The organism is Nocardioides sp. Soil796, from assembly GCF_001429525.1.
In the GTDB taxonomy this organism is placed as follows: Bacteria; Actinomycetota; Actinomycetes; order Propionibacteriales; family Nocardioidaceae; genus Nocardioides.
Genome location: NZ_LMSQ01000018.1, coordinates 32,824 through 59,663, shown reverse-complemented (window position 1 = coordinate 59,663; position 26,840 = coordinate 32,824). Strand labels below are relative to the sequence as shown.

General features: G+C 69.9%; 22 protein-coding genes. 17 read left to right on the top strand and 5 right to left on the bottom strand.

Annotation, left to right across the window (positions count from 1 at the left end; translation table 11 throughout):
* Positions 1-18: 18 nt before the first annotated feature.
* On the top strand, positions 19-741 hold the full coding sequence (locus ASH02_RS11740; protein ID WP_056681392.1) for a CDP-alcohol phosphatidyltransferase family protein: 723 nt from the start codon (positions 19-21) through the stop codon (positions 739-741).
* On the opposite strand, the gene ASH02_RS11735 is transcribed toward ASH02_RS11740, so the two are convergent.
* From ASH02_RS11735 to ASH02_RS11725, 3 genes are read right to left on the bottom strand one after another with little or no spacing between them, the layout of a single operon-like run.
* Positions 704-2,191 carry a PH domain-containing protein gene (locus tag ASH02_RS11735; RefSeq protein ID WP_057294822.1) on the bottom strand — a complete coding sequence of 496 codons (1,488 nt, stop codon included), beginning with the start codon at positions 2,189-2,191 and terminating at the stop codon, positions 704-706. The genes ASH02_RS11740 and ASH02_RS11735 overlap by 38 nt on opposite strands.
* Positions 2,188-2,685, bottom strand: coding sequence for a PH domain-containing protein (locus ASH02_RS11730; RefSeq protein ID WP_057294821.1), 498 nt, complete (start codon positions 2,683-2,685; stop codon positions 2,188-2,190). Before ASH02_RS11730 ends, ASH02_RS11735 begins: the two co-directional genes overlap by 4 nt.
* The gene (locus ASH02_RS11725; protein WP_056681389.1) at positions 2,682-3,710 is read right to left on the bottom strand and encodes a M48 family metallopeptidase; all 1,029 of its coding nucleotides are present in this window, start codon (positions 3,708-3,710) and stop codon (positions 2,682-2,684) included. The genes ASH02_RS11730 and ASH02_RS11725 overlap by 4 nt, the downstream gene beginning before the upstream one ends.
* 102 nt (positions 3,711-3,812) lie before the next feature.
* Here ASH02_RS11725 and ASH02_RS11720 point away from each other — a divergent pair, with 102 nt between their 5' ends.
* Together ASH02_RS11720 and ASH02_RS11715 are read left to right on the top strand one after the other, a co-directional pair.
* Entirely contained in the window at positions 3,813-4,019 is a 207-nt protein-coding gene (locus tag ASH02_RS11720) for a LuxR C-terminal-related transcriptional regulator (protein ID WP_082563768.1), read from the top strand.
* A 161-nt stretch (positions 4,020-4,180) separates the two neighbouring features.
* On the top strand, positions 4,181-8,923 hold the full coding sequence (locus ASH02_RS11715; RefSeq protein WP_156409759.1) for a family 78 glycoside hydrolase catalytic domain: 4,743 nt from the start codon (positions 4,181-4,183) through the stop codon (positions 8,921-8,923).
* Between the two features lie 56 nt (positions 8,924-8,979).
* Here the strand turns inward: ASH02_RS11715 and ASH02_RS11710 are convergent, their stop codons facing one another.
* Positions 8,980-9,996 carry a LacI family DNA-binding transcriptional regulator gene (locus ASH02_RS11710; protein WP_056681387.1) on the bottom strand — a complete coding sequence of 339 codons (1,017 nt, stop codon included), beginning with the start codon at positions 9,994-9,996 and terminating at the stop codon, positions 8,980-8,982.
* 191 nt (positions 9,997-10,187) lie between these two features.
* On the opposite strand from ASH02_RS11710, the gene ASH02_RS11705 reads away from it, so the two are divergent.
* The 11 genes from ASH02_RS11705 to ASH02_RS11655 all read left to right on the top strand — a co-directional run bounded on the left by ASH02_RS11705 (position 10,188) and on the right by ASH02_RS11655 (position 22,856).
* Positions 10,188-11,705, top strand: coding sequence for a sugar ABC transporter ATP-binding protein (locus ASH02_RS11705; protein WP_056681386.1), 1,518 nt, complete (start codon positions 10,188-10,190; stop codon positions 11,703-11,705).
* Positions 11,702-12,778: an ABC transporter permease gene (locus ASH02_RS11700; RefSeq protein ID WP_056681385.1), complete on the top strand. Its 1,077-nt coding sequence runs from the start codon at positions 11,702-11,704 to the stop codon at positions 12,776-12,778. Before ASH02_RS11705 ends, ASH02_RS11700 begins: the two co-directional genes overlap by 4 nt.
* Positions 12,775-13,860: an ABC transporter permease gene (locus ASH02_RS11695; protein ID WP_056681384.1), complete on the top strand. Its 1,086-nt coding sequence runs from the start codon at positions 12,775-12,777 to the stop codon at positions 13,858-13,860. The genes ASH02_RS11700 and ASH02_RS11695 overlap by 4 nt, the downstream gene beginning before the upstream one ends.
* Positions 13,861-13,862: 2 nt before the next feature.
* A complete protein-coding gene (gene rhaS, locus ASH02_RS11690) occupies positions 13,863-14,879 on the top strand; it encodes a rhamnose ABC transporter substrate-binding protein (RefSeq protein ID WP_056681383.1) in 1,017 nt (338 codons plus the stop codon).
* Between the two features lie 108 nt (positions 14,880-14,987).
* Positions 14,988-15,347 carry an L-rhamnose mutarotase gene (locus tag ASH02_RS11685; protein WP_056681382.1) on the top strand — a complete coding sequence of 120 codons (360 nt, stop codon included), beginning with the start codon at positions 14,988-14,990 and terminating at the stop codon, positions 15,345-15,347.
* 7 nt (positions 15,348-15,354) lie between these two features.
* Positions 15,355-16,518 carry an L-rhamnose isomerase gene (gene rhaI / locus ASH02_RS11680; protein ID WP_056681381.1) on the top strand — a complete coding sequence of 388 codons (1,164 nt, stop codon included), beginning with the start codon at positions 15,355-15,357 and terminating at the stop codon, positions 16,516-16,518.
* A gap of 5 nt (positions 16,519-16,523) precedes the next feature.
* Positions 16,524-18,569, top strand: a complete 2,046-nt coding sequence (locus ASH02_RS11675; protein ID WP_156388496.1) for a bifunctional aldolase/short-chain dehydrogenase — start codon at positions 16,524-16,526, stop codon at positions 18,567-18,569.
* A 6-nt stretch (positions 18,570-18,575) separates the two neighbouring features.
* A complete protein-coding gene (locus tag ASH02_RS11670) occupies positions 18,576-20,000 on the top strand; it encodes a rhamnulokinase (protein ID WP_056681379.1) in 1,425 nt (474 codons plus the stop codon).
* Between the two features lie 11 nt (positions 20,001-20,011).
* A complete protein-coding gene (locus ASH02_RS11665) occupies positions 20,012-20,785 on the top strand; it encodes a (Fe-S)-binding protein (RefSeq protein ID WP_056684826.1) in 774 nt (257 codons plus the stop codon).
* Entirely contained in the window at positions 20,782-22,263 is a 1,482-nt protein-coding gene (locus ASH02_RS11660) for a lactate utilization protein B (protein ID WP_056681378.1), read from the top strand. The genes ASH02_RS11665 and ASH02_RS11660 overlap by 4 nt, the downstream gene beginning before the upstream one ends.
* Positions 22,260-22,856 carry a LutC/YkgG family protein gene (locus ASH02_RS11655; RefSeq protein ID WP_056684823.1) on the top strand — a complete coding sequence of 199 codons (597 nt, stop codon included), beginning with the start codon at positions 22,260-22,262 and terminating at the stop codon, positions 22,854-22,856. Before ASH02_RS11660 ends, ASH02_RS11655 begins: the two co-directional genes overlap by 4 nt.
* Here the strand turns inward: ASH02_RS11655 and ASH02_RS11650 are convergent.
* Positions 22,853-23,224, bottom strand: coding sequence for a hypothetical protein (locus ASH02_RS11650; RefSeq protein WP_057294819.1), 372 nt, complete (start codon positions 23,222-23,224; stop codon positions 22,853-22,855). The two genes, ASH02_RS11655 and ASH02_RS11650, sit on opposite strands and share 4 nt — an antisense overlap.
* Positions 23,225-23,410: 186 nt before the next feature.
* Between ASH02_RS11650 and ASH02_RS11645 the strand changes: the two genes are divergently transcribed.
* The 3 genes from ASH02_RS11645 to ASH02_RS11635 all read left to right on the top strand — a co-directional run bounded on the left by ASH02_RS11645 (position 23,411) and on the right by ASH02_RS11635 (position 26,271).
* Positions 23,411-24,352 carry a hypothetical protein gene (locus ASH02_RS11645; RefSeq protein ID WP_057294818.1) on the top strand — a complete coding sequence of 314 codons (942 nt, stop codon included), beginning with the start codon at positions 23,411-23,413 and terminating at the stop codon, positions 24,350-24,352.
* A 66-nt stretch (positions 24,353-24,418) separates the two neighbouring features.
* Positions 24,419-25,513, top strand: coding sequence for a redox-regulated ATPase YchF (ychF, locus tag ASH02_RS11640; RefSeq protein WP_057294817.1), 1,095 nt, complete (start codon positions 24,419-24,421; stop codon positions 25,511-25,513).
* Between the two features lie 2 nt (positions 25,514-25,515).
* A complete protein-coding gene (locus ASH02_RS11635) occupies positions 25,516-26,271 on the top strand; it encodes a TIGR02391 family protein (protein ID WP_057294816.1) in 756 nt (251 codons plus the stop codon).
* Positions 26,272-26,840: the final 569 nt, after the last annotated feature.

The window sequence follows — 26,840 nt, the reverse complement described above, 5'->3', positions numbered from 1 at the left end:
GGGCCCTATCGTTCGGGGATGGACACGTCGACCCGCGGGGCCCGACTCGCTGCCGCGCTGGTGCACGTCTACACCTCGCTCGGGGTGGTGCTCGGGCTGCTGATGGTGCACTTCGCCTACGAGGGCGACGTGCGCACGGTGCTGTGGCTGTTCCTCGCGGCGATGGTCATCGACGGCACCGACGGGTTCCTGGCCCGCCACCTCGAGGTGAAGACGGTGCTGCCCGGCTTCGACGGTGCCCTGCTCGACAACATCGTCGACTACCTGACCTACGCGTTCGCGCCGATGGTGCTGCTGTGGTCGTGCGGCTACCTGCCCGACGGCGTCCTCGGTGCGGTGACCGCGTCGGTGCCCCTGATGGCCTCCTGCTACCAGTTCTGCCGCAGCGACGCGAAGACCGAGGACCACTTCTTCCTCGGCTTCCCGAGCTACTGGAACATCGTGGCGTTCTACGTGGTCGTCTTCGGGTGGGGTACGACGACCGCGGCGTGGCTGTTGTTCGTCTTCGCGGTGCTGGTCTTCGTGCCGGTCAAGTACGTCTATCCCTCACGCACCGCGACCCTGTGGAGGCTCAACATGACGCTCGCCTCGTTGTGGTTGGTGGCGTTCGCCGTACTGACCGCGCAGCTGCCCGATCCCCAACTGTGGTTGGCGATTCTCTCGCTCGCCTACCCGGCGTACTACACGGCGTTGAGTCTGTGGCTCACGTTCCAGCCGGTGCGGTCGCCGGCGGTGAGCTGACCAGGAACGGCTCGAGCATGCCGGGCACGACCGCGTCGGCGAACGTGATGGCCCGGTCGAGCGGCACGTCGCGCACGGTGATGCGCTCGGCCCCTGCGGCAGTCGTGGCGACCAGGGTGGCCAGCCCTCGGCGGCGCTGGAACCAGGTCTGTGACACCACCCAGCCGATCACACCGCCGCGTTCGAGCACGGTGCGCACCCGGGAGGTCACGCCCGAGCCGATGACGAGGTGATCGGCGGTGAGCGCATGGCCGAGGTGGCGGTACTCCGCCTCACCGAGCGCGATGCCGACGAGCAGCACGGCGAGCGTGACGAGCACCGGCAGCACGGGGGTCACCGAGAAGAAGACCGCCGGCACCAGCGCGACGACGACGGCCGGCAGGAGCAGCCGCACACCACGGAGGTGACAGCGCCGGCGGGCCCGCGACCCGTGCTTCGTCAACGGAGTGCGCAGTGGGGCCGGGTCGCCGAGCACGTCGTCGCCCACCCGTCGGGTCTCCGACGTCGGACACGGCGGCAGGACGGCGTACACGCCCTCGTCGAGGCCGGTGACCAGCGTGTGCAGCTCGGCGCCCCCGACCGCGCGGAGCAGGGCGGTCTCGCGCAGCTGCACGCCACGGACCCGGGCCTCCTCGATCGTGGTCGACGCAGTGGTGAAGAGCCCGCGGGTCAGGCGGAGGTTGCCCTCCTCGCGGAACAGGCGCAGGCCCCACCACTGCACGGCGTACGCCGCCATCGACAGGAGGGTCCACACGACGAGGCCGCCGACCAGCAGGACGACGACGACGAGCAGGAGCGCGCTCTCGATGCGCTGGACGTCCTCCTGGTCGACGCTGAAGTCGATGCCGACGTCGCCGACGAACTGGCTCAGGCCACCCAGGGCACCGAGTGCGATCACCAGGCGGCCGAGGCTGAACGGCGCGAATCGGACCCAGGATCCCCGGAAGCGGGCGAGGTCGGGGCTGCGTGGCGCCGGCTCGGTGTCCACGTCGGCGTCGTCCGCCGGGTCAGGGGTGACTGCGGCCCGGGTGAGCAGCAGGTTGCGCAGCTGCTCGGCCTGCGCGGTCGAGAGGGAGTCGAGCTCGATGCGGGTGTCGTCGACGCCGGTGCCGACCTCGACCTTCTGGATGCCCAACGCCCTGTGCAGCAAGGGCGCCTCGAGGTCGACGCTGCGGATCCGGTCGAGCGGTGCGGTCAGCCGGGTCTTGTTGAGGAGCCCGCGGGTCACGACCAGCTGGTCACCGGCGATGCGGAACCGGGTGGTCACCCACGGGAGGACGCCGATGCCGACCGCACCCACCAGCACCACGGGTGCTGCGAAGAGCAGCCAGCGCGGTTGCTGGGTGCCGACTCCGATCAGAGCAGCGAGTGCCGGCACGAGGATCTGGCGCAACGTCTTGAGCGGTCCGACCAGCATCGTGCGACGGTCGAGACGCTGCCACTCGCTCACGTGGCGTCGCCCTCGCTGGCTGCCGTGATCTCGGTGAGCTCGGCGACCACGCGCCGGGCCACGTCCTGGTCGAGGCCCTCGATGGTGATCGCACCGGCGGCCGACGCCGTGGTCACGGTGATCGCGGAGAGCCCGAAGAGACGCATGATCGCGCCGCGCCTGGTGTCGACGGTCTGCACGCGCGACAACGGTGCGATCCGCTGCCGGGTGACGACCCAGCCCGAGCGGGTGTAGACCGCGCCGGGCGTCACCTCCCACCGGTGGATGCGGTTGCGCAGGCCAGGCATCCAGATCGCGATGGCGGCCAGGGGAGTCAGCACCACGGCGTAGGCCACCCACAGCCACCACGGGCGCGAGGGCAGCAGCACCGCGATCACGACGAGTACGACGACCGTGGTCGCCAGCTCCGCGACGGCGATGACCCGCCACATCTGGACGGCCCTGGGGGAGACCTGGTGGGCCGGCTCGCGGAGCAGGGCTGCTGGTCTGCTCACGTGTCGTCCTGCTTGGGGCGGGGGATGCGGGAGGTGATCCAGTCCTTGGCGGAGCCGACTCCGTCGCCGATCTCGCGCAGCAGCTTGGCCAACGGGTCCTGGGACGTGCGGAAGCTCTCGCCGTACGACGCGGCCGCCTGCCTGGCCGCGTCGGACATCGAGGCCGAGCCGTCGTCCTGACGACGAGGGTAGTCGCCGGCGATGATCTTGACGTAGGTGCCGCTGTCGACCCAGCGGCGCAGCTCGTGGGCCCGCATCACGGGGAACGGGTGGGAGCTGGCCTCGAGCAGCATCATCTTCAGCACGCTGTCGCGCAGGTCGCCGGCGGCCTCGTACTCACTGCCCTGGGCGAGGAACGCCGTGCTGTCGAGCTGCGACAGGTTGCCGCCGCTGGCCGACTTCATGTTGACCCGAAGTGCGGCGGCGGGGTCCTGGGTGGCCAGCAGCCCGGCCCGGTCCGCGGAGAGCTCGGACTTGCGCTCCCACTCGGTGAGCGCCGCGACGATCGCGCGCAGGCCCAGGTTGCCCAGCGGCACCCACGACAGGGCTCCGCTGATCTGCATCAACCACAGCAGCAGTGTGCGATAGAGCGCGTGCCCGCTGGCGGCGTGGCCGAGCTCGTGACCGAGCACGAACCGGAGCTCCTCCTCGTCGAGGGCGTTGACCAGCGCGGAGTTGAGCACGATGAACGGCTTGTCGAGGCCGATGGTCACGGCGTTCCACAGCGGCGAGTTCACGACGTACAGCTCGGGCAGGGTGCGTACGTCGAGCACCGCGGCCGCCTCGGCGTACAGCCGTTGGATGTCGGGGAACTGCCGGTCGTCGACCCGGATCGCCGACCCGAGGAAGCGCAGCCGGAAGGCGCGTTCGTTGACCATCGCGGTCATCTTGCGCAGCACGAAGTCGAAGCCCTTGAGCTTGCGCAGCGCGACCAGTGCGCCCTGATCGGCGGGATGCTCCCAGGCACGGGAGCTGATGTCGGTCAGCGTGACCCTGCGACGGGCCGGCTGGTTCTCCCCAGTCATGGCTCGACTGTAGTCAGGAGGCGTGAATGCCCCCGTGACTGTTGACACAGTCGGCCGGACCTCATACGTTCCGCAGGACTGAAACGTTTTAGGGAATTCGGGATGCAGGCATTGTCAGAAGAGCTGAGCAACGACGACGTCGCGCTGTTGGCCCTGCTTGCCAGCGGCCTGCCGGCGGAGACCGTAGCCCGACGACTCGGCCTCTCCGAACGCACGGTCCGACGACGCATCCGGCTCATCTGCGACAGGCTCGGCGTGGGCACCACCGTCGAGGCGGTCGTGTGGGCGGCGCGGCGTCGGCTCGTCTGACCGCAGGGTCGGTCGTGCTGGTCGCAGCGCGATCGTCGCCGACGCCTGGGCGACGCGGCGCCGAAGTGCCCGAGGAGGTGGCCGGATCCGGTCACGGATGTGGTGCCGATCACGCCGCGCGTGGTTGTATCGCTGAAACGTTCTAAACGATGGAGGAAACCGTGTCGGCAACGGACCCGAACGCCCGCTCGCACAGGCGGGGGACGGCGGCGATGCTGACCGTCCTGGCCCTGGTGTTCCAGCTCGCCCTCGTCGGGACGGTCGCCCTCACGACCCCCACCGCGTCGGCCGACGCTGCCGCGGCGGCCCCACAGGTCGCTCTCACCCGCCTCCAGGTCGAGAAGAAGACGGCACCGGTCGGCATCGACGTCGACCGCCCCCGCTTCAGCTGGGTCATCGAGACCGAGGCACGCGACGTCGTGCAGGAGGGCTACCGGCTCCGGGTCGCCACCAGCCGGGCCGACCTCGACGCCGGTGACCTCACCTGGGACAGCGGTCAGGTCTCCTCCGACCGGTCATCGGGTGTGGAGTACGACGGCCCGGACCTGGCCTCCGCGACCGACTACGTCTGGAGCGTGGAGGTCACGACCAGCGTCGGCACCGCGTCCGCGACAAGTCAGCTGCGCACGGGGTTCCACGACGAGTCGGACTGGGCCGACAGCTCGTGGATCGGCAACGAACGGATCGACACCTCCGACGACCTCACGATGACCGGGGCGTCGTGGATCTGGACCCCCGAGGCGACCAGTCCGGTCGCGCCCGCCGAGCCTCGCGCGTTCCGCACCACCCGCACGACACCGGAGGGCAGGACCGCGCAGAGCGCGGAGATCCTGATCACCGCCGACGACCTGTTCCGCCTCTGGGTCAACGGTGAGCTCGTCGGCGAGAGCCACGGCGCGGAGAACGAGTGGCAGCAGTCGCACCTCTACACAGTGCAGCTCGACCCCGCCAGCAACGTCTTCGCGGTCCGCACGAACAACGGAGCCGGGTCGCCCGCAGGGTTGGTCGCGAAGGTGCGGGTGACCTACACCGACGGCACCACCTCCGTCTTCACGACCGGCACCGACTGGTTGGCGAGCAAGACGGTCCCGACCGGCTTCGAGGCCCCGGCGTACGACGACTCCGCCTGGGGCAGTGCCGCCAAGCAGGCCGACTACGGCAGTGGCCCCTGGGGCTCGGGCGTCCGCGCGCCGAAGACCGAGGTGAACCCTGCGCCCTTGCTGCGTCGCGAGTTCCAGGTCGACGGCGACGTCCGTGACGCGACGTTGTTCGTGGCTGCAGGCGGCTACGCCGACATGTCGCTCAACGGCGCGCCGGTCAGCGACGACGTGCTGTCGCCCGGGTTCACCGACTACGACGACACCGTGCAGTACGTCGCCACCGACGTCACCGACCAGCTCGCGCAGGGTGACAACGCGCTGGGCGCGCAGCTCGGCCGTGGCTTCTACGGCATGACCGGCGGCAACGTCTGGTGGTGGGAGCGTGCGCCCTGGCACGACGAGCCGGTGTTCCGCGCCGTCCTGCACATCGAGTACGCCGACGGCCACACCGAGCAGGTGGTGACCGACGACTCGTGGACCATCCACGACGGCCCGACGGTCTTCGACGACCTCTACGGCGGCGAGGTGTACGACGCCCGCCTGGTCCAGGACGGCTACGACACCGTCGGCTTCGACGACGCGGGCTGGGCATCGGCCAGCGAGGTCGACGGACCCGCCGGCGTCCTGGTCAACCAGCGCCAGCAGCCGATCCGGGTGACCGAGTCCCTGCCGGCCGTCGAGATCACCGAACCCGCAGACGACGTCTACGTCGTGAAGTTCCCCCGGATGCTGGCCGGCTGGGTCGAGCTGGGCGTCGAGGGATCGGCCGGCACCACGGTCCGCGCACAGTACGGCGAGAAGCTGCTGCCCAACGGCCGGGTCAACTTCTCCAACAACGGCGGTTTCCAGAGCGGCTTCCAGACCGACCGGTTCATCCTCGCCGGGACCGGTGACAGTGAGACCTGGGAGGCCCGCTTCTCCTACAAGGGCTTCCAGTACATCGAGGTGACCGGCTGGCCCGGCAGCGAGCCGCCGACGCTGGACGCGTTCACCGCCCGGGTGGTGCACACCGACGCGACGGAGACCGGCTCGTTCGAGAGCTCCAGCGACATCATGAACCGCACCCACCGGGCCGTGGTGGACACGCTGAAGAACAACATCCACGGCATCCCGACCGACACCCCCATGTTCGAGAAGAACGGCTGGACCGGTGACGCCGCGGTGGGTGCCGAGATGTTCATGATGAACCTCGACGTCCACGAGCTCTTCGCCAAGTGGATGCGCGACGTGAACGAGACCCGGTCCACCGACGGCCGCCCGATGGTGATCGCCCCGAGCTCGAGCACGTGGGGCGAGTGGGGCGTCGCGCCGCCGTGGCACTCGGCGTACATCATGATCCCGTGGTGGCTCTACCAGTACGGCGGCGACGACCGCGTGCTCACCGAGTACTACGACGGCATGAAGAAGTACGTCGACCTCGAGTTCGCGCAGTCGGCGAACGGGCTGGTCACCAACCCGCGGCTCGGTGACTGGGTCAGTCCGGAGGCCAGCCCCGCAGGAGGAAACGCACCGGAGGACGTGCGGGTCTCGGGCACCGCCTACCTCTACTCGATGACCACCGCGATGGAGCGGACCGCGCGACACCTGGGCAAGGACGCCGACGCTGCCGCGTTCGCCGACAACGCCGCCACCGTCAAGGCCACGTTCAACGCGACCTTCCTCGACCGGGCAGCCGGCCACTATCGCGGCAACGGCGACCGTGGCTACCGACAGACCCACAACGTGCTGGCGCTGGCCTTCGACCTGGCCCCGGACGAGGGGACCGAGAAACGCGTCGCGGCCAGCATCGTGGCGAACGTGAAGGCACGCAACTACACGCTCAACACCGGCGTGCTCGGCACGAAGTACCTCCTGCCGGTGCTCTCCGACCATGGCTACGAGGACGTGGCGTTCCGGCTCGCCGCGCAGACGGCGTACCCGAGCTGGGGCTACATGATCGAGAACGGCGCCACCTCGATGTGGGAGCACTGGGCGCTCGAGGCCCGGTCCCGCGGCCACTACTTCCTGGGCACCGTGGACGACTGGTTCTACCACTACGTCGCCGGGATCAAGGCCTCCGAGACCACCGGCTACCGCGACCTGACCATCGCCCCGGCGGTCACGAAGCAGATGAGCTGGGCCAGGGCGACCACGGAGACGCCGTACGGTCCGGTCACCAGTGACTGGCGGCGCACAGGCCGCACTCTCCAGCTGGACGTCGACGTTCCCGTCGGCTCCACCGCCACCATCAAGGTGCCCGGTGCCAACGCCTGGGCGCTCACCGAGGGCGGCCTGCCCGCCGCGGAGGCGGAGGGCGTCCACGACGTGGCGTACGCCGACGGCACCGTGGTGGTCACGGTCGGTTCGGGGCACTACAGCTTCGCCTCCGACGAGCGGCGCGGCCTTGCCGGTACGGCGGTCGAGGCGATCGCCACGGCCGACGGAGTCGTCACCGCGCTGCGCGACGACGGCAGCATCAACGCCGGCCTGGCCTCGCGCCTGCTCGCCCTCACGTCGACGGCGCGGGCCGACATGATCCGCGCGATGGACGAGCTGCTGGACGCCGACGTCGTCCGTGCGGCCAAGGCCCTCGCCGCAGCCCACCGCGACATCGAGTCCGCCCAGGAGGTCGCCGGCCGGCTCGATCTCGAGGCCGATGAGGCAGCCAGCCTCGACGCGGCCATCGTGGCCGTCCGAGACGCCCTGGACGCCGCCGTCGCCGACTACCTCGAGCTCGACCTGACGGCGACCGCCGGCGACGACGTGCTGCGGCCGGGTGACGAGGCGCCACTGACTGTCGAGGTGGGCAACGCCGGGAGCGCCACGGTGCACGACGTCCGCGCCACCCTCGACGGTCTTCCCGAGGGCTGGGCCACTGCTCCGGCCAGCACCCGCCTGAGCAACAAGCTGGCCGGTGGCGACACCGCTGACGGCCGGTTCACCGTCACCGTCCCGCAGCGGCAGAGGCCGGGCACCACCCGCGGCGCGGCAACCGCGACGTACGAGTTCGAGGACGCGCAGCTCAGGCTGGGGACGGGTTTCGACCTCGAGGTCGCCTCGCCGGTGGTGGTGGACACGGTGACGGTTGCGCCGAGCCCGGTCCGACCGGGCACGACGGTCTCCGTCACCGCGACGGTGCGCAACATCGGCCGCGCACCGGCCAGTGGTCGCGTCACGGTCGAGGTGCCGACGGGCTGGACCGCTCCGGAGCCGAGCGACGTGCTGGACATCCCGGCGGGGGCGACCCGCAGCGTCTCCCTCGACGTCGGCGTGCCGCGCGACGCCCGGCAGGCCGTCGAGGACTTCGCCCTGGTCGCCCACGTCACGAGTGACGGTGAGGTGCTCGCCTCGGGGACGGGGAACGTCCGGGTGGCCATCGACCCGAGCCCGGGGACCGCCGCAGGGTACGACCACCTCGACCTCGGCGTCGCCGCGGCCGAACAGGCCCATGCGCTCACCGCCTCGGCGTCGTCCGGGACCAGCAGCGAAGCGGGCCTGACCCGGCGGTACGCCGGTCACCTGACCCCGTTATCGCAGTTCCAGTTCGACCTGGCCGTGGTGCCCGGCGATGCGTTCGTGCTCCGGGCGGTGGAGACCTACGACCGGGCCCAGACCAAGCGCTACAAGGTGTACGTCGACGGCACCGAGGTGCTCCTGCGCACCTTCGCCCACACCGGTGGCGTCGGAACCGAGACCTACGAGTTCACCGTCCCGGCGGCCCTGGCCGCGGCCGACGGCACCGTCCGGGTGAAGTTCGAGAACCAGGGTGACCCCGCCTACTACGACCCCTCGATCGCCGATGTCTGGAGCCGGCCGGTGAGCTGATCCGGCCGTCCCCGTCCGACCCGAACACCCCGCTGGCCGGACGCCCCTGGGGGTGTCTAGTTCGCCCGGGTCTCCGTGGAGGCCCGGGCGACCAGCTCGGGCGTGAAGGTGATCTGCTGGTGGACGTGGTCCGGGTTCTCGACCTCGTCGAGCAGCAGCTCGGCAGCGGTCCGGCCGAGGCGGAGGCGGGGCTGGCGCACGGAGGTCAGCGGCACCGCCGCCGCACCGGCGTACTCGATGTCGTCGAAGCCGACGATGGCCAGCTCGTCCGGCACGGAGACCCCGGTCGTCACGCAGTGCTGGAGCAGACCCAGGGCCAGGAGGTCGTTGGCGCAGAACGCGGCCGTGGGCCGGCGCGCCCCGGGCATCCCGGCCAGTCGCTGCGCGGCCTGGCGACCCTCGCCGACGCTGAGCGCGGAGGTGTCGATCCGAACGAGGTGACTCTCGTCGAGTCCGGCATCGGCCAGTGCCGCCAGGGCGCCCGCATGACGGTCATGCACCTGCCCGATCGAGGAGGGGCCGCCGATGAAGGCGATCCGCTCGTGGCCACGGTCGAGCAGGTGCTCGAGGGCCAGTCGGCCGCCGAGGACGTCGTCGACGGCGACCGAGCAGTGGGTGTCGCCGGCCCGGGTGCGGTCGACGATCACGATCGGCGTGCCGCGGCCGGAGATCTTGTCGAGCGCGGGCGACTCAGGGTCGACCGGGGTGAGCAGGATGCCGGCGACCCGTTGCTCCTCGAGCCGGTTGAGGTAGTTGGCCTCGCGGTCGGCACGGTTGTCGGAGTTGCACATGTAGAGCGAGAGGTCACGCGCGGCCAAGGTCTCCTCGACACCGCGGGCGACGTCGGTGAAGAACGGGTTGGTCGCGTCGAGGACGACGTAGGCCAGGGTGCGCGAGCGGCCGGCCCGCAGCTGCCGGGCGGACTCGTTGGGGACGAAGCCGAGCTCGGCCATCACCTTCTCGACCCGGGCCCGGGTGCGGGGGCTGACCCGGTCAGGATGGTTGAGCACGTTGGAGACCGTGCCGAGAGAGACGCCGGCCGCGGTCGCAATGTCCTTCACCCCGATTGCCATCGAAGCCTCCCGTTTCGTGAAATGTGGCGCGCCGTTTCAATGCGTGTTCGGTGACTCTAGCGGGCGCAGCATCTGCGCAGGTGGTGGGCGCTCTGGGCAATTGTTGCGGAAACCCTTGACGCTGTGGTGCCGGTCACGTTACGTTACCGAAACTTGAAACCTTTCAATCAACGAAGAACCGGAGGCAGCAGATGCCCGCAGGAAGCGGCGAGGTCGTCCTCGAGCTCCGCGACGTCTCCAAGTCGTTCGGCCCCGTGGTGGCCCTGCGGTCCGGCCGCATCGAGGCCCGCGCCGGGTCCATCCACGCGCTGGTGGGCGAGAACGGCGCCGGCAAGTCGACGCTGGTCAAGATCGTCGCCGGTGTCCACCGACGCGACTCGGGGGAGTTCCTGCTCGGTGGTGAGTCCGTGGACTTCTCCAGCACCGCCGAGTCCAAGGACTCCGGCGTCGCGGTGATCTACCAGGAGCCGACCCTGTTCCCCGACCTCACGGTCACCGAGAACATCTTCATGGGCCGCCAACCGCTCGGCCGCGGCCGCCGCATCGACCGCCGCGCCATGCACACCGAGGCGGAGTCACTCTTTGCCCGGCTCGGCGTCCACATCGACCCGCGGCGACCCGCGCTCGGGCTGTCGATCGCGGACCAGCAGATCCTCGAGATCGCCAAGGCCATCTCGCTCGACGCCCGGCTGCTGATCATGGACGAGCCCACCGCGGCCCTGAGTGGGGTGGAGGTCGACCGCCTCTTCGCCGTCGCCCGCAGCCTCCGCGACGAGGGGCGCGCGCTGATCTTCATCTCCCACCGCTTCGACGAGGTGTTCGGCCTCTGCGACACCATCACCGTGATGCGCGACGGCTCGTACGTCGACACGGTCGAGACCAGCACCACGAACGTCGATGCGATCGTCGAGATGATGGTCGGCCGCGAGGTCGGAGACCTGTTCCCCAAGACCCCGGCCGCCATCGGCGGGCCGGTCCTGACCGTCGAGAACCTCACGTCCACCGGTGTGTTCCACGACGTCAGCTTCGAGGTCCGTGCCGGCGAGATCGTCGGCCTGGCCGGGCTGGTCGGAGCCGGTCGCAGCGAAGTCGCCCGGGCCATCTTCGGCGTCGACTCCTACGACTCCGGCACGGTCACCCTGGCCGACCGCACCATCCCCAAGCACAAGCCCAGCGTGGCGATCCGCCGCGGCATCGCATTCGTCCCGGAGGACCGTCGCAAGCAGGGCCTGGTCACCGAGGCCTCGGTGGCCCGCAACATCGCCGGTGTGGTCCGCGGCGGGCTCGGCACCTTCGGCATCCTCCGTGGCGCCGACGAGGGCCGGGCGGCGCGGCCCTGGGCGTCCCGGCTCGAGGTGAAGACCAGCGCCCTCGACGCCACGGCGGCGACCATGAGCGGCGGCAACCAGCAGAAGGTCGTCATCGCCAAGTGGCTGGCCACCAACCCACGGCTCCTGATCATCGACGAACCCACCCGCGGCATCGACGTCGGCACCAAGGCCGAGGTGCACCGGCTGCTCTCCGAGCTGGCCGGGCAGGGGATGGCGATCCTGATGATCTCCTCCGAGCTGCCCGAGGTGCTCGGGATGGCCGACCGCGTCCTGGTCCTCTGCGAGGGACGGCTCACCGCCGACATCCCGCGCGACCAGGCCACCCCCGAGGTCGTCATGAAGGCCGCCACGCAGACCCTCCAGGAGGCCTCCGCATGAGCGACACCACCATCCGGCCGACCGAGGCCGCGCCCAGCGCCGAGCTCGAGCGGCTCATCGAGCCGAGCAGCCAGTCGCGGTCGACGCGACTGTTCAACACCGTCTTCCGCTCACGCGAGATGTCGATCCTGCTGGTGCTGCTGCTGGTCATCGCGGCCGCCACCGTCAAGACACCGAGCTTCCTCTTCAGCTCCAACTCCTGGCGCGACCTGCTCCTCACCCCGTCGATCCTGCTGCTCCTGGCGGCCGGTCAGGCGGTCGTGATCATCACCCGCAACGTCGACCTGTCGGTCGGGTCCGTGCTGGCGTTCACGGCGTACCTCACCGGCCGGCTGTTCATCGACCACCCCGGCCTGCCGGTCGTGGCCGTGGTTGCGGCCGGAATGCTGGCCGGTGCCCTGCTCGGGCTGGTCAACGGGCTGTTGGTCGCGATCGGCAAGGTGCCCGCGCTCGTGATCACCCTCGGCACGATGTACGTCTACCGCGGCATCGTGCTCAGCTGGGCCGGCAGCGACCGGGTCAACGCCAGTGACATGCCCGAGGGATTCCTCAGCCTGGGCACCAGGTCCGTGCTCGGCATCCCGGTGCTGTTCATGGTGGCCGCTGTCGTGGTCTGCCTCGTCGGCTACTACCTGCACTCGCATCGCGGAGGGCGCGAGCTCTACGCGATCGGCTCCGACCCGGACGCCGCGGTCCTCTACGGCCTGCCCGTCCGGCGCCGCGTGATCGCCGCGTTCGTCTTCAGCGGCGCCCTTGCCGGTCTGGCCGGTGTCGTCTACGCGGCCCGCTACGGCACCGTCAGCTCGGGCGCCGGCACCAGCATCGAGCTCGAGGCCGTGGCCGCGGTGGTCATCGGCGGGGTCGCGATCTTCGGCGGCAGCGGCACCGTGTGGGGAGCCTCGCTCGGCGCCATCCTGCTGGTCACCATCGACCGTGCCCTCCCCATCCTCGGCATCCCCGACTTCTGGCAGCGCGCCGTCGTCGGCGCCCTGATCCTCAGCGCCATCGTCCTGGACCGGATCCTCGCGCTCCGGCAGGCCCGCAAGCTCGTCACAGCGAGGGATGAGTCATGAACGCGACCACCACGACCGCCGGACCCACCACCCGTGACTACCCGGCGTACGGCCGCCCCCTGTGGCAACGCTGGTTGTTCACCCGCGAAGCCGCGGTGATCGCCCTGCTGCTGGCCGTCTGGTTCTACGCGCTCAACAACGTCGCGTTCTTCGACGGCCCGCTCACCATCACGTTCCTGCTGCAGGACATGACGCCGATCCTGTTGATCGCGCTGCCGATGACCCTGATCATCATCACCGGCGAGATCGACCTGTCCGTCGCCAGCGTCGTGGGACTGAGCAGTGTGCTGGTCGGGGTGCTGCACCAGGACGGCTGGTCGATCCCGGCCGCCGGCCTGGCCGCCCTCGTCGTCGGCCTGCTCTGTGGGGCGCTCAACGGCTTCCTGGTCGCGTACGTCGGCCTGCCGTCGCTGGCCGTGACCATCGGCACCCTGGCGCTCTACCGCGGACTCGCGGTCGGACTGCTCGGCACCAAGGCCGTCACGGACTTCCCCGAGAAGTGGACGACCCGGGCCAAGGAGAACATCGGCGACTCGCCGTACCCACAGGTGATCATCATCGTGATCCTGCTGGCCCTGGTGTTCGCCTTCCTGTTGCACTTCACCTCGTTCGGCCGAGGTGTCTACGACATCGGCCTGAACACCGAGGCCGCCCACTTCACCGGCGTCAACGTGCGCCGCACCAAGCTGATCCTCTTCATGCTGGCCGGGGTCGTCTCGGCCCTGGCCGGGATCTACTACACGCTGCGGTTCGGCAGCTCCCGCGGCGACAACGCCTCCGGCATGGAGCTGCGCGTGATCGCCGCCGTCCTTCTCGGTGGCGTGTCCATCTTCGGCGGCCGCGGGCGACTGCACGGCGTGATCGCGGGAGTCCTGTTGATCGGTGTCATCGCCAGCGCCCTGCGCCTGGAGCACTACACCGTCAACGTCATCAACATCATCATCGGTCTGCTCCTCGTGGCCTCGGTGATGTCCAACAGCGTCCTGGCATGGCTGTCCTCGACAACCGCGACCAGACGGAACAAGCGGGGCCCGAGCCCCTCAGTCGCGCCGGCCGGCGTGGGAACAGAAGGAAGGCAATGACCATGAAGTTGCACTCGAAGCGGGCCTGCGCGATTGCGGCACTCCTGCTCAGCGGCGCGATGATCCTCACCGCATGCGGTGGCGGCGACGGCGGCGGTTCCTCCGACGAGGTGACCGTGACGTTCCTGCCCAAGAACCTCGGCAACCCCTACTTCGACACGAGCGACAAGGGCGGCAAGGCCGCGGTCGACGAGTTCGGTGGGAAGTTCGAGGAGGTCGGACCCCAGGAGGCCACCCCCGACGGCCAGGTGGAGTACATCAACACCGCCGCGCAGCAGCAGGTCAAGGGGCTCGTGGTCTCGGCCAACGACCCGAAGGCCATCTGTGACGCACTGAACCAGGCCCGTGACGCAGGCACCAAGGTCGTCACCTTCGACTCCGACACCGAGACCGACTGCCGTGACGCGTTCGTCAACCAGGCCAGCGCCGAGGGCATCGCGAAGGTGCAGGTCGAGATGATCGCCAAGGCGATCGGTGACAAGGGCGAGATCGCGATCCTCTCGGCGTCGGCGAACGCGACCAACCAGAACGCCTGGATCAAGATGATGGAGGAGGAGCTCGCGGCCAACCACCCCGACATCAAGCTCGTCGACACCGTCTACGGCGACGACGACGACCAGACCTCCTTCGACAAGACCGCCGCGCTGCTGCAGTCGCACCCGAACCTCAAGGGCATCGTGTCGCCGACCACCGTCGGCATCGCCGCTGCGGCCCGCTACCTGTCGGACTCCGACAAGAAGGGCAAGGTCGCGCTGACCGGTCTGGGCACCCCCAACCAGATGCGCGAGTACGTCGAGAACGGCACCGTGGCCGAGTTCGCGCTGTGGAACCCCGAAGACCTCGGCTACCTGGCGGCGTACGTCGCGAAGGCGCTCGTCGACGGCGACATCAAGGGCGAGGAGGGCGACACCTTCAAGGCCGGAAAGCTCGGCGAGTACACGGTGGGCGCCGACGGTGAGGTGCTGCTCGGCGACCCGTTCGTCTTCACCAAGGACAACATCGGCGACTTCAACTTCTGATCGCTGCACTCCCCGTTCCCGAGGGCGCCGGCCGTTCCGTGGTTGGTCCGGCCGGCGCCCTCGACACCAACCCAACCGTCCAGCCCGTCATCCGCGAAGGAGGCGACAGTGCAGCGTGCCTGTTTCCAGCTCCAGGTCCGGTCAGACCGCATCGAGGACTACGTCGCCCGACACGCGGAGGTGTGGCCCGAGATGCTCGAGGCCCTGGCCGCACACGGCTGGCACAACTACTCCCTGTTCCTGCGCGACGACGGCCTGCTGATCGGCTACGTCGAGACGCCCTCCATCGAGGAGGCCGTTGCAGGGATGGCCACCACGCACGTGAACGCCCGCTGGCAGGCCGAGATGTCGGAGTTCTTCGAGGAGCTGGGCGACGCCCGGCCAGACACCGGTTTCGTCCAGCTTCGTGAGGTCTTCCACCTCGAGGACCAGCTCGGGCGCCTCCCGGCGCACCGCACCAGCAAGTGAGAGAGACATGACGACCTTCGCAGACATCACCGAGCGCCTCGGGGCGCTCGCCATCGAGGTCCCCTCCTGGGCCTACGGCAACTCGGGCACCCGTTTCAAGGTGTTCGGCAGTGCCGGCACGCCGCGCACCGTCGAGGAGAAGATCGCCGACGCGGCCACGGTGCACCGCTTCACCGGGCTCGCGCCGTCGGTCGCCCTGCACATCCCGTGGGACCTGGTCGACGACTTCGCCGCGCTCAAGGCGTACGCCGAGGACCAGGGCGTGGTGCTGGGCACCATCAACAGCAACACCTTCCAGGACGACGACTACAAGCTCGGCAGCCTCACCCACGCCGACCCCAAGGTGCGGGACAAGGCGGTCCAGCACAACCTGGACTGCATCGAGGTGATGAACGCGACCGGGTCGCGCGATCTCAAGATCTGGCTGGCCGACGGCACCAACTACCCGGGCCAGGGCGACATCCGGGCCCGCCAGGACTGGCTGGCCGAGAGCCTGCAGCGCATCTACGACCAACTCGGCGACGACCAGCGGCTGGTGCTCGAGTACAAGTTCTTCGAGCCGGCGTTCTACCACACCGACGTCCCGGACTGGGGCACGTCGTACGCCCACGTGAGCGCCCTCGGCGACAAGGCGATGGTCTGCCTCGACACCGGTCACCACGCCCCCGGCACCAACATCGAGTTCATCGTCGCGCAGCTCCTGCGGCTCGGGAAGCTCGGCTCGTTCGACTTCAACAGCCGCTTCTACGCCGACGACGACCTGATCGTCGGCGCGGCCGACCCGTTCCAGCTGTTCCGGATCATCGTCGAGGTGATCCGCGGTGGGGGGTTCGGTCCCGACAGCGACGTCGCCCTGATGCTCGACCAGTGCCACAACATCGAGGACAAGGTGCCCGGCCAGATCCGCTCCGTCCTCAACGTCCAGGAGATGACGGCACGGGCACTGCTCCTCGACACCGACGCCCTGGCCTCCGCGCGGGAGGACGGTGACGTGCTCGCCGCCAACTCGGTCTTCATGGACGCCTTCTACACCGACGTGCGACGCGACCTGGCCGGCTGGCGTGAGGAGCGCGGGCTGCCGGCCGACCCGATGGCGGCCTACGCGGCCAGCGGCTACCAGCAGCAGATCGCGGCCGACCGAGTCGGCGGCCACCAAGCAGGATGGAACTGATCCCCATGGCGAATGACGTCAACCCCACCGTGACCGAGCTCGTGACCCGGTCCAACCGTCTCGGCGCGGACCCCCGCAACACCAACTACGCCGGCGGCAACACCTCCGCCAAGGGCATCGAGAAGGACCCGGTCACCGGCGAGGACGTCGAGCTGCTCTGGGTGAAGGGCTCCGGCGGCGACCTCGGCACCTTGACGGACTCCGGCCTGGCCGTGCTCCGGCTCGACCGGATGCGCGCCCTGGTCGACGTCTACCCGGGCGTGGACCGCGAGGACGAGATGGTCGCCGCCTTCGACTACTGCCTGCACGGCAAGGGCGGCGCCGCCCCGTCGATCGACACCGCGATGCACGGCCTCGTGGACGCGGCGCACGTCGACCACCTGCACCCCGACTCCGGCATCGCCATCGCGACCGCCGCCGACGGTGAGAAGCTGACCGAGGTCATCTTCGAGGGGAAGGTCGTGTGGGTGCCGTGGCGCCGGCCCGGCTTCCAGCTCGGACTCGACATCGCCGCGATCAAGGAGCAGAACCCCGAGGCCATCGGCTGCATCCTTGGCGGCCACGGCATCACCGCGTGGGGCGAGACCTCCCAAGAGGCCGAGGCGAACTCCCTCTGGATCATCGAGACCGCGGCCACCCACATCGCGGAGCAGTCCCGACCCGATCCCTTCGGCCCGGCACTCGAGGGGTACGCCGCCCTGCCGGAGGCCGAGCGCCGCGCCAAGGCTGCTGCACTGGTGCCGACGATCCGTTCCATCGCGTCCGCCGACCGTCCCATGGTCGGCCACTTCACCGACTCGACCGAAGTGCTGGACTTCCTCGCCGCCACCGAGCACCCGCGACTGGCCGCCCTCGGCACCAGCTGCCCCGACCATTTCCTGCGCACCAAGGTCAAGCCGCTGCTGCTCGACCTGCCCGCCTCGGCGACCGTCGAGGAGTCGGTGGCCCGGTTGCGCGAGCTGCACGCCGCCTACCGCGAGGACTACCAGGGCTACTACGACCGCCACGCGACCCCGGAGAGCCCGGCGATCCGTGGCGCCGACCCGCTGATCGTCCTGGTGCCCGGGGTCGGCATGTTCAGCTTCGGCAAGGACAAGCAGACCGCCCGCGTCGCGGGGGAGTTCTACGTCAACGCGATCAACGTGATGCGTGGTGCCGAGGGACTCTCGACGTACGCCCCGATCGACGAGGCGGAGAAGTTCCGCATCGAGTACTGGGCGCTGGAGGAGGCCAAGCTCCAGCGGATGCCGAAGCCGAAGCCGCTGGCGACGCGGATCGCCCTGGTCACCGGTGCCGCCTCCGGCATCGGCAAGGCGATCGCCACCAGGTACGCCGCCGAGGGCGCCTGCGTGGTCATCGCCGACCTGTCACTGGACAAGGCGCAGGCAGCTGCTGCAGAGCTCGGCAGCACCGACGTCGCCGTCGGGGTGCAGGTCGACGTCTCCGACGAAGCTGCCGTCGAGAGGGCCGTGGCCGAGGCGTTGCTGGCCTTCGGCGGCCTCGACCTGGTCGTCAACAACGCCGGCCTGTCGCTGTCGAAGTCGCTGCTCGAGACCACCGTCGCCGACTGGGACCTCCAGCACAACGTGATGGCCAAGGGCTCGTTCCTGGTCGCCCGCACCGCAGCGGTCGCCATGATCGAGCAGGGGCTGGGCGGCGACATCGTCTACATCTCCAGCAAGAACTCGGTCTTCGCGGGTCCGAACAACATCGCCTACTCCGCCACCAAGGCCGACCAGGCGCACCAGGTGCGGTTGTTGGCCGCCGAGCTCGGCGAGCACGGCATCCGCGTGAACGGGATCAACCCAGACGGTGTCGTCCAGGGCTCGGGAATCTTCAGCAGCGGCTGGGGTGCCAACCGGGCCGCGGTCTACGGCGTGGAGGAGAAGGACCTGGGCGCGTTCTACGCCCAGCGCACCCTGCTCAAGCGCGAGGTGCTGCCCGACCACGTCGCCTCCGCGGCGTACGCCCTGGTCGGCCCGGACCTCACCCAGACCACCGGCCTGCACATCCCGGTGGACGCCGGGGTGGCGGCGGCCTTCCTCAGGTAGCCGGTCATGGTGCATGTCGCCGCGGTCGACCTCGGCGCCTCCAGTGGTCGGGTCGTGCTCGGAGAGGTCGGCCCGGACCGGCTCCGCCTCGACGTCGTCGCCCGGCTCGCGAACGAACCGGTCGGCACCGGCGACGGCCTGCACTGGAACGTGTCCGGCCTCTACGACGCCGTCCTGGACGGGCTGCGTGCAGCGGTGGCCTCGAGCCTCGGCAGGTTGGCTTCGGTGGCGGTCGACTCCTGGGCCGTCGACTACGGGCTCCTGAGCGAGGGCCGGCTCCTTGCCGAGCCGTTCCACTACCGCGACGCGGGCCGCACCGCCGGCGTGGACGTCGTGCATGCCGTGCTGCCCCATGAGGAGCTCTACCCACGCAACGGCCTTCAGTTCCTGCCCTTCAACACCCTCTACCAACTGGCCGCCGACCCGTTGGTGGACCGGGCGGACCGCCTGTTGCTGGTGCCGGACCTGATCGCCTTCTGGTTGACCGGGGTGCCGGTGACCGAGCGCACGAACGCATCGACGACCGGGCTGCTCGACGTACTCACGGGGGAGTGGGACCGAGCCCTGATCCGGCGGCTCGGCCTGCCCGAACAGCTCTTCGGCGACCTCGTCGACCCGGGCACGGTCGTCGGCCCGGTGACAGGGCCGGCGCTGCCCGACGTCCTGTCCGGGCTCACCGTCACCACCGTCGGCTCCCACGACACCGCCTCCGCGGTGGTGGGCGTGCCGATGCATGGCGAGACCGCGGCGTACATCTCCTGTGGCACCTGGGGCCTGGTCGGGGTCGAGCTGCCCGCCCCGGTGTTGAGCGACGCCGCGCGCGAGGCCAACTTCACCAACGAGGGCGGCGTCGACGGACGGGTCCGGTTCCTCACCAACGTGATGGGCCTGTGGCTGCTCAGCGAGGCGATCCGTGGCTGGGAGCGCACCGGACGGTCAGCGCCACTTGTGACGCTGCTGGCCGAGGCCGCAGCCGTGACCGCACCGGTGCCCGTCTTCGACGTCCAGGACCCGCGCTTCCTGCCGCCCGGTGACATGGCCGGTCGCATCGCCTCGTGGTGCGTCGAGCATGACGTGGCACCGCCCGCCGATCGTGCGTCGACGGTGCGCAGCATCCTCGAGAGCCTGGCCGAGGCCTTCGCGGTCAGCGTGCGACGCGCAAGCCACTTGTCGGGTCGGCGGGTCGACGTGGTGCACGTCGTCGGCGGGGGTGCACTCAACGAGCTGCTCTGCCAGCTGACCGCCGATCGCTGCGGGCTGCCGGTCCTGGCCGGACCGGTGGAAGCCACGGCCCTCGGCAACATCCTGGTCCAGGGGCGCACTGTCGGCGCCGTGTCCGGTGACCTCGAGGCGCTGCGTCGGCTGGTGGCGTCCACGCACGAGCCACGACGGTTCATTCCACGGTCGAAGTCTGCGAGGGTGGCCGGGTGAAGGTCGCACTGATGGTCACCTGCGTGAACGACGCGATGTTTCCCGACACGGGCAAGGCGGTGGTCACGCTGCTGCGTCGCCTCGGTGTCGACGTCGAGTTCCCCGAGGCCCAGACCTGCTGCTCGCAGCCGATGGTCAACACCGGCTACCTCGACGAGGCCGTGCCGGTGGTCCGCACCTGGGTGGAGGCGTTCGCGGGGTACGACGCCGTGGTCACGCCGTCCGGCTCCTGCGCCGGCACCTGTCGTCACCAGCACGGTCTCGTGGCCGAGCGCTCGGGAGACCCGGCCCTGGTGCAGGCGGTCGCCGAGACCGGGCCACGGGTGCACGAGCTGAGCGAGTTCCTCGTCGACGTCCTGGGCGTCACCGACGTCGGGGCCTACTTCCCGCACCAGGTCACCTACCACCCGACGTGCCACTCGCTGCGTCTGCTCGGCGTCGGCGACCGGCCACGACAGCTGCTCGAGGCGGTGCGCGGGCTGCGCCTCGTCGAGCTGCCCGAGGCCACCCAGTGCTGCGGATTCGGCGGCACCTTCGCGATGAAGAACGCGGACACCTCGGTGGCGATGGGTGCCGACAAGGCCCGCCACGTGCGCGAGACGAATGCCGAGGTGCTGGTGGCCGGCGACAACTCGTGTCTCATGCACATCGGCGGGATGCTCTCGCGCCAGCAGGCCGGGGTGCGGGTGATGCACCTGGCCGAGATCCTGGCTGCGACCGAACCGGACGAGACGCAGCCCGTGACCCTGCCCGACGTGGCACGCGGCAAGGGAGTCACGACATGAGCGCCACGTTCGTCGGCATGCCGGCCTTCCCCGAAGCCGCCCGCGAGGCGCTGGCCGACCCCCAGCTGCGCCACAACCTGGCCCACGCCACCGGCACCATCCGTGCCAAGCGGGCCGGGGTGGTCGCCGAGCTGCCCGAGTGGGAGGAGCTGCGCCTGGTCGGGGCCGCGGTCAAGGAGTCCGCACTCCGCTCGCTCGACACCCACCTGGTGCAGCTCGAGGAACAGCTCGTCGCCCACGGAGCGGTGGTGCACTGGGCCCGTGATGCCGCCGAGGCGTGCGCCGTCGTCGCGGAGGTCGCCAAGAGACACGGCGCCGACGAGGTCGTGAAGGTGAAGTCGATGGTCACCCAGGAGATCGAGCTCAACGAGGCGCTCGCCGCGGAGGGCATCTCCGCCTGGGAGACCGACCTCGCCGAGCTCATCGTGCAGCTCGGTGACGACCTGCCCAGCCACATCCTCGTGCCGGCCATCCACCGCAACCGTGCGGAGATCCGCGAGATCTTCCGGACCCGGATGGCCGCCGCCGGTCGCCCGGCCCCCGCGGGGCTGACCGACGACCCCGCCGCCCTGGCCGGGGCCGCCCGTGAGCACCTCCGCGAGAAGTTCCTCCGCGCCAAGGTCGCCGTCTCCGGGGCCAACTTCGCGATCGCCGAGACCGGCACGCTCGTCGTCGTGGAGTCCGAGGGCAACGGCCGGATGTGCCTGACCCTGCCTGACGTCCTGGTCTCCGTGGTCGGGATCGAGAAGGTGCTTCCGACCTGGGAGTCGCTCGACCCCATGATGCGCCTGCTGCCCCGGTCGTCGACCGGCGAGCGGATGAACCCCTACACCTCGACGTGGACGGGCGTCACCCCCGGCGACGGGCCGCAGGAGGTGCACGTGGTGCTCCTCGACAACGGCCGCACCAACGCCCTCGCCGACAAGGTCGGTCGCCAGGCCCTGCGTTGCATCCGCTGCTCGGCCTGCCTCAACGTGTGCCCGGTCTACGAGCGCACCGGCGGCCATGCCTACGGCTCGGTCTACCCGGGCCCGATCGGCGCCATCCTCAACCCGCTGCTCAAGGGCACCGGCGTCGACGAGCAGACCGACTCGCTGCCCTACGCCTCCACGCTGTGCGGTGCCTGCTTCGAGGTCTGCCCGGTGCGCATCGACATCCCGGAGGTGCTGGTGCACCTGCGGACGAAGGTGGTCGACTCCCATCGTGGGGACCGGCCGCCCAAGCCCGAGGCGGTGGCGATGAAGGCCGCGTCGTACGCCTTCTCCGACGCGCGGCGACTGGCCTTCGCCGAACGGCTCTCCGGTCTCGCAGGTCGAGTCGTCGGCCGGTTCGGACGCTCACGTCTTCCCGGCGGGCGGGCCGCCGTACGACGCGTTCCCGGACCGGGCGCCGCATGGACGTCGGCCCGCGACCTGCCGGCGCCGCCGCCGGAGTCGTTCCGCGCATGGTGGCGGCGTACGTCGGGGGGCCGGTCATGAGCGCCCGCGACGAGATCCTCGGCCGGGTCCGGGCGGCGCTGGCCGACGTCGACCGGCAAGCAGACGTCGACGTGCCTCCGGCGCCCCGCCACGAGGGTGGACCCGAGGACGTGGTCGCACTGTTCCTCGAGCGAGTGGCCGACTACCGCGCCGTGGTCGAGCGCTGCGACGGGTCCGACCTCGAGGAGCGCGTGCGCGCCGCACTGCCGTCCGGTGCGAGCGTGGTCGTGCCGCCCGGCCTCGAGATCGAGGTGCCCGGCGCGGTCGTCGACGACGGCCTCACCGCTGTCGAGCTCGACGCTGTCGACGCCGTGGTCACCGCCGCCCGTCTGGGCATCGCGGAGACCGGCACGATCGTCCTGGACCATCAACCCGACCAGGGCCGCCGTGCACTCTCGCTGGTGCCCGACCACCACGTCTGCGTCGTACGCGCCGACCAGGTGGTGCCCGACGTGCCGGACGCCGTCGGGCTCCTCGACCCGTCCCGACCACTGACCTGGATCAGCGGCCCGTCGGCCACCAGTGACATCGAGCTCGACCGGGTCGAGGGCGTGCACGGCCCCCGGGTGCTGCACGTGATCGTCGTCGGCTAGCCCGGCACCACGGGCCGGAATCCGGAGCAGAGCACCCGGAGGTAGGAGATGCGGTCGCCGTCCGTGCGGTAGTACGCCTGCTGCTCCACGACGTGCGCGCCATCAGGGGTCTCGAGCTCGAAGAGGTAGCCCATGCGTTGCGTGTCGGCGACCGTCACGACATCCATGAGGTGGGCCTTGATGATGCGGTCGTGTTCCTCGAACCAGTGGTCGAGGATGACCGAGGCGACCTCGTCGGGTGTGTGCGCCTCCCAGAACCGGTGCGGGGTGAGGCCCCGGAAGTCGATGTCGTCGGCGAACAGGGCACTCAGGCGCGCCCGGTCCCTCGTCGTGATGGCGGCCGTGAACGCAGCAGCGAGTGTGGGCATGGTGTCCCTCCCTCTGTCCCACCGCCCACGGTAGGGAGTCGGAGGGCGTCCGGCATCGTCAATTTCGGGGGCACGGCACGGCATCGGGGTCGGCCGCCGAGTGTTGCAGTTCGACCAGTTCGACGTCCGCCGACGTACGAACTGCAACGCTCGTTCCGACCGGGAGGGGCGTGGTAGACACCGGCCATGGGATTCAACTTCACGATCGCGGCGCTCGCCGACACCCGGCTCGAAGACCTGGCCGGGCTCGGCATCAGGACCACCGGGGCCACCACGTCCGGCGACCTGGCACTCGAGGAGGGCGCGCCGTACGTCGGCGTCCGTGACGGCCAGCTGGTCTTCGCCTGCGCGTCGCCGGAGCTGCTCGACGAGGTGCAGCAGGTCTCGCGCGAGCTCGACGCCCGCGCCGTCGTCGCCGTGTTCGGCAGCACCGCGGACGTGCACGTCTTGTGGATGCGTGACGGCGAACGCGAGCACGAGCGGGTGCTCAACGCCGGCGACGTGATGGACTCACTCGGCGAGCCGTGGCCCGAGGAGGAGGCGGCGTTCGCGCAGGAGCAGTTCGAGTCCGACGCGGTCGCCGAGACCTTTGCGCGGCTGACCGGGGTGCAGGTGCTCGATGAGCAGTGGTTGGCGGGGACCTTCCACGAGCTCGACTGGCCGTTCTCCAGCGATTCCGACCCGCACGAGGGTGAGCACACCGGGGCCGCCGGGCCCGTCGACCAGGACTTCATCGAGGTCGACCGAGGCCTGCTGCAGGGCCTGGCCGCCCTCCAGCGAGCGGGTCTCGCGGTGATGGTGCTGCTCGGCCTCGGCGTGCTCGCGGAGATCGGGTTCCTGGTCCTCGCGGTCACCCGGGACGAGTCGTTCGGTGTGCCGCTGCCGCACCTGGTCTTCGGGGTGCTGGCCCTGATGACCGTGCTGCTCGGCCGCCTCGATGCGGGCCGGCTGATGTGGACCGCTGCCTCCGCCGGGGTGCTCCTCTTCTCGATCGTGGTGACCGGCATCGCGCGCGACCACCACGTGGCGGTGCTGTCGGCGTACGCGGTCTATCTCGCGGTCGTGATCGGCGCCCTGCTGTGGCACGCGCAGCGGGTGAAGGCAGTACGTCGACAGCTGCCGCGCTGACCGGGTCGAGGGCCCGGTCCGGCTCGATTCCGGGGGAGGGGCACGCGGGCCGTAGACTCACCGCCCGTGGCACTCACCATCGGAATCGTCGGGCTCCCCAATGCTGGCAAGTCGACGCTCTTCAACGCACTGACCAAGAACGACGTCCTCGCGGCGAACTACCCGTTCGCGACCATCGAGCCGAACGTCGGGGTGGTCGGCGTGCCCGACGAGCGCCTGCCGAAGCTCGCCGAGGTGTTCGGATCGGCCAAGCTGCTGCCCGCGACGGTCGAGTTCGTCGACATCGCCGGCATCGTGGCCGGCGCCTCGCAGGGTGAGGGCCTGGGCAACAAGTTCCTCGCTCACATCCGTGAGTCCTCGGCGATCTGCCAGGTGACCCGGGTGTTCCGCGACGAGGACGTCACCCACGTCGACGGCAAGGTCGACCCCGGCTCCGACATCGGGACCATCCAGACCGAGCTGATCCTCGCCGACCTGCAGACGGTGGACAACGCCCTGCCGCGGTTGGAGAAGGAGGCGCGCATCAAGAAGGACGTCGCGCCCAAGGCGGAAGCGGTCAAGGAGGCCAAGGCAGCGCTCGAGGCCGGTACGCCGATCATCGCCACCAAGATCGACCGCGACCTGATCCGCGAGCTCTCGCTGCTCACCGCCAAGCCGTTCATCTACGTCTTCAACTGCGACTCCGACGAGCTCGGCGACGAAGAGTTGAAGGACAAGATGCGCGCCCTCGTCGCGCCCGCCGAGGCGATCTTCCTCGACGCGAAGTTCGAGGCCGAGCTGGTCGAGCTCGACGACGACGCCGAAGCGCGGGAGATGCTCGCCGAGATGGGCATCACCGAGCCCGGCCTCGACAAGCTGGCCCGGGTCGGCTTCGACACCCTCGGACTGCAGACCTACCTGACCGCCGGCCCCAAGGAGACGCGGGCCTGGACGATCCCCAAGGGCGCCACGGCTCCCGAGGCGGCCGGGGTGATCCACACCGACTTCCAGCGCGGCTTCATCAAGGCCGAGATCGTCTCGTTCGACGACCTCATCGGCCTGGGCACCATGCAGAAGGCCAAGGAGGCCGGCAAGGTGCGCATGGAGGGCAAGGACTACGTGATGGCCGACGGCGACGTCGTGGAGTTCCGCTTTAATACAACCTCTGCCGCGAAGAAGTAGCCATGCCCCAGACCGTTGATCCCACGTGGGCCAAGGAGGTGCTCGACTGGTGGGTGAAACATGCCGACGCGGCATTGATGGAGGGTAGGGATCGCCGCGAGTTCCAGTTCTGCCGATCTGGCCCGGCGACGGACGCCCTGCTCGCACGTGAGCTCCAGACGCGACGCGTCATCAAAGTCGTCTTGGGTGTCGACAATGTTGGTGCCTTGGTGCGCCCGCTCGGTAAGCACAACTACGTTGAACTCCAGACTGGTCTCGACCTGGCTAGGCGGGCGCTGGGCAACCTAGCGACTGCTGCCGAGACGGCGCAGTACATCACGGGCACGACAGCGCCCACGATGGCCGCGGACTCCTTGCACCCGTTGGTCTGGGATGCGGCCTCAAGGCTGTGGGATGACGAGCACTACGGCTCGGCAGTCCAGCGTGCGGCGACGTTCCTCAACGCCCACGTTCAGGACCTCACTGGGCGGAGGGACGTGTCCGACAGCGCACTCATGGCTGAGACCTTTTCGGCCAACCCGCCGACGCAGGGAAAGCCGCGACTCCGCTGGCCAGGCGGCGACGCAGACCTGACGGTGAAGGCGATGCGTGCTGGGCTCTTGCAGTTCAGTCAGGGCTGCTTCATGGCGATCCGTAACCCGGCGACTCACAGCACAACGGACATGGCCCCGCAGGCAGCGCTGGAACAACTCGCGATCCTCAGCACTCTGGCCCGCTGGATCGACCAGTGTGAACTCGTCGAAGCCGAGACGCTGTAGGTGCTTGCGNCCCCGCACACAGGGCAGGTGCAGGGGCCGTCGCAATTCGCGGCACGCTCGAACGGCAGCAGAAACCCGTACCGCGAAACCGTGGGGCTGCTAGGCAGCGGTGAGCGTCAGCCGTGCGATCCCAGCAGGCCGCTTGACCGCCAGCGCCGCCCGCGTCTCACACCGCGCGACCACGGTGTTGCGACTGAAGCCGGTAGCCACGGACAGTTCGTCGTGCACGTCGATCAGGCCGTACTGGCTGACCGGCTTCTCCGCACCAGGTGTGACGGGGGCGGCATTGTTGTCCCGGCTGGTTTGGCGAAGATACGAGAAGCCGGGGCCGTCGCTGATCGTCATCGCCGGGATCGCGCCCAACATCGACCCCAGCGGCATACCCATCGGNCAGAGGGCAGCAGCGCCTTGGAGCCGAACTGCTGGCGGGACTTCCTAGTGGCCCCGGCGACCTCGGTGGCGAGGCCGTTGAAGGAGAGGTGGCCGAGGCTGCCAGGGGCAGGGCCATCGCGGAGCACGTTGGCAAGGCGCTTGCGGAGGTGGTCGCTGGCTGCCGCGCCAGTGGCGGT

Coding starts and splice junctions, on each gene's coding strand:
- ASH02_RS11740 (WP_056681392.1), top strand. CDS start 19: ATGGACACGTCGACCCGCGGGGCCCGACTCGCTGCCGCGCTGGTGCAC.
- ASH02_RS11725 (WP_056681389.1), bottom strand. CDS start 3,710: ATGACTGGGGAGAACCAGCCGGCCCGTCGCAGGGTCACGCTGACCGAC.
- ASH02_RS11720 (WP_082563768.1), top strand. CDS start 3,813: ATGCAGGCATTGTCAGAAGAGCTGAGCAACGACGACGTCGCGCTGTTG.
- ASH02_RS11710 (WP_056681387.1), bottom strand. CDS start 9,996: ATGGCAATCGGGGTGAAGGACATTGCGACCGCGGCCGGCGTCTCTCTC.
- ASH02_RS11705 (WP_056681386.1), top strand. CDS start 10,188: ATGCCCGCAGGAAGCGGCGAGGTCGTCCTCGAGCTCCGCGACGTCTCC.
- ASH02_RS11700 (WP_056681385.1), top strand. CDS start 11,702: ATGAGCGACACCACCATCCGGCCGACCGAGGCCGCGCCCAGCGCCGAG.
- ASH02_RS11695 (WP_056681384.1), top strand. CDS start 12,775: ATGAACGCGACCACCACGACCGCCGGACCCACCACCCGTGACTACCCG.
- rhaS (WP_056681383.1), top strand. CDS start 13,863: ATGAAGTTGCACTCGAAGCGGGCCTGCGCGATTGCGGCACTCCTGCTC.
- rhaI (WP_056681381.1), top strand. CDS start 15,355: ATGACGACCTTCGCAGACATCACCGAGCGCCTCGGGGCGCTCGCCATC.
- ASH02_RS11675 (WP_156388496.1), top strand. CDS start 16,524: ATGGCGAATGACGTCAACCCCACCGTGACCGAGCTCGTGACCCGGTCC.
- ASH02_RS11670 (WP_056681379.1), top strand. CDS start 18,576: ATGGTGCATGTCGCCGCGGTCGACCTCGGCGCCTCCAGTGGTCGGGTC.
- ASH02_RS11665 (WP_056684826.1), top strand. CDS start 20,012: ATGGTCACCTGCGTGAACGACGCGATGTTTCCCGACACGGGCAAGGCG.
- ASH02_RS11660 (WP_056681378.1), top strand. CDS start 20,782: ATGAGCGCCACGTTCGTCGGCATGCCGGCCTTCCCCGAAGCCGCCCGC.
- ASH02_RS11655 (WP_056684823.1), top strand. CDS start 22,260: ATGAGCGCCCGCGACGAGATCCTCGGCCGGGTCCGGGCGGCGCTGGCC.
- ASH02_RS11650 (WP_057294819.1), bottom strand. CDS start 23,224: ATGCCCACACTCGCTGCTGCGTTCACGGCCGCCATCACGACGAGGGAC.
- ASH02_RS11645 (WP_057294818.1), top strand. CDS start 23,411: ATGGGATTCAACTTCACGATCGCGGCGCTCGCCGACACCCGGCTCGAA.
- ASH02_RS11635 (WP_057294816.1), top strand. CDS start 25,516: ATGCCCCAGACCGTTGATCCCACGTGGGCCAAGGAGGTGCTCGACTGG.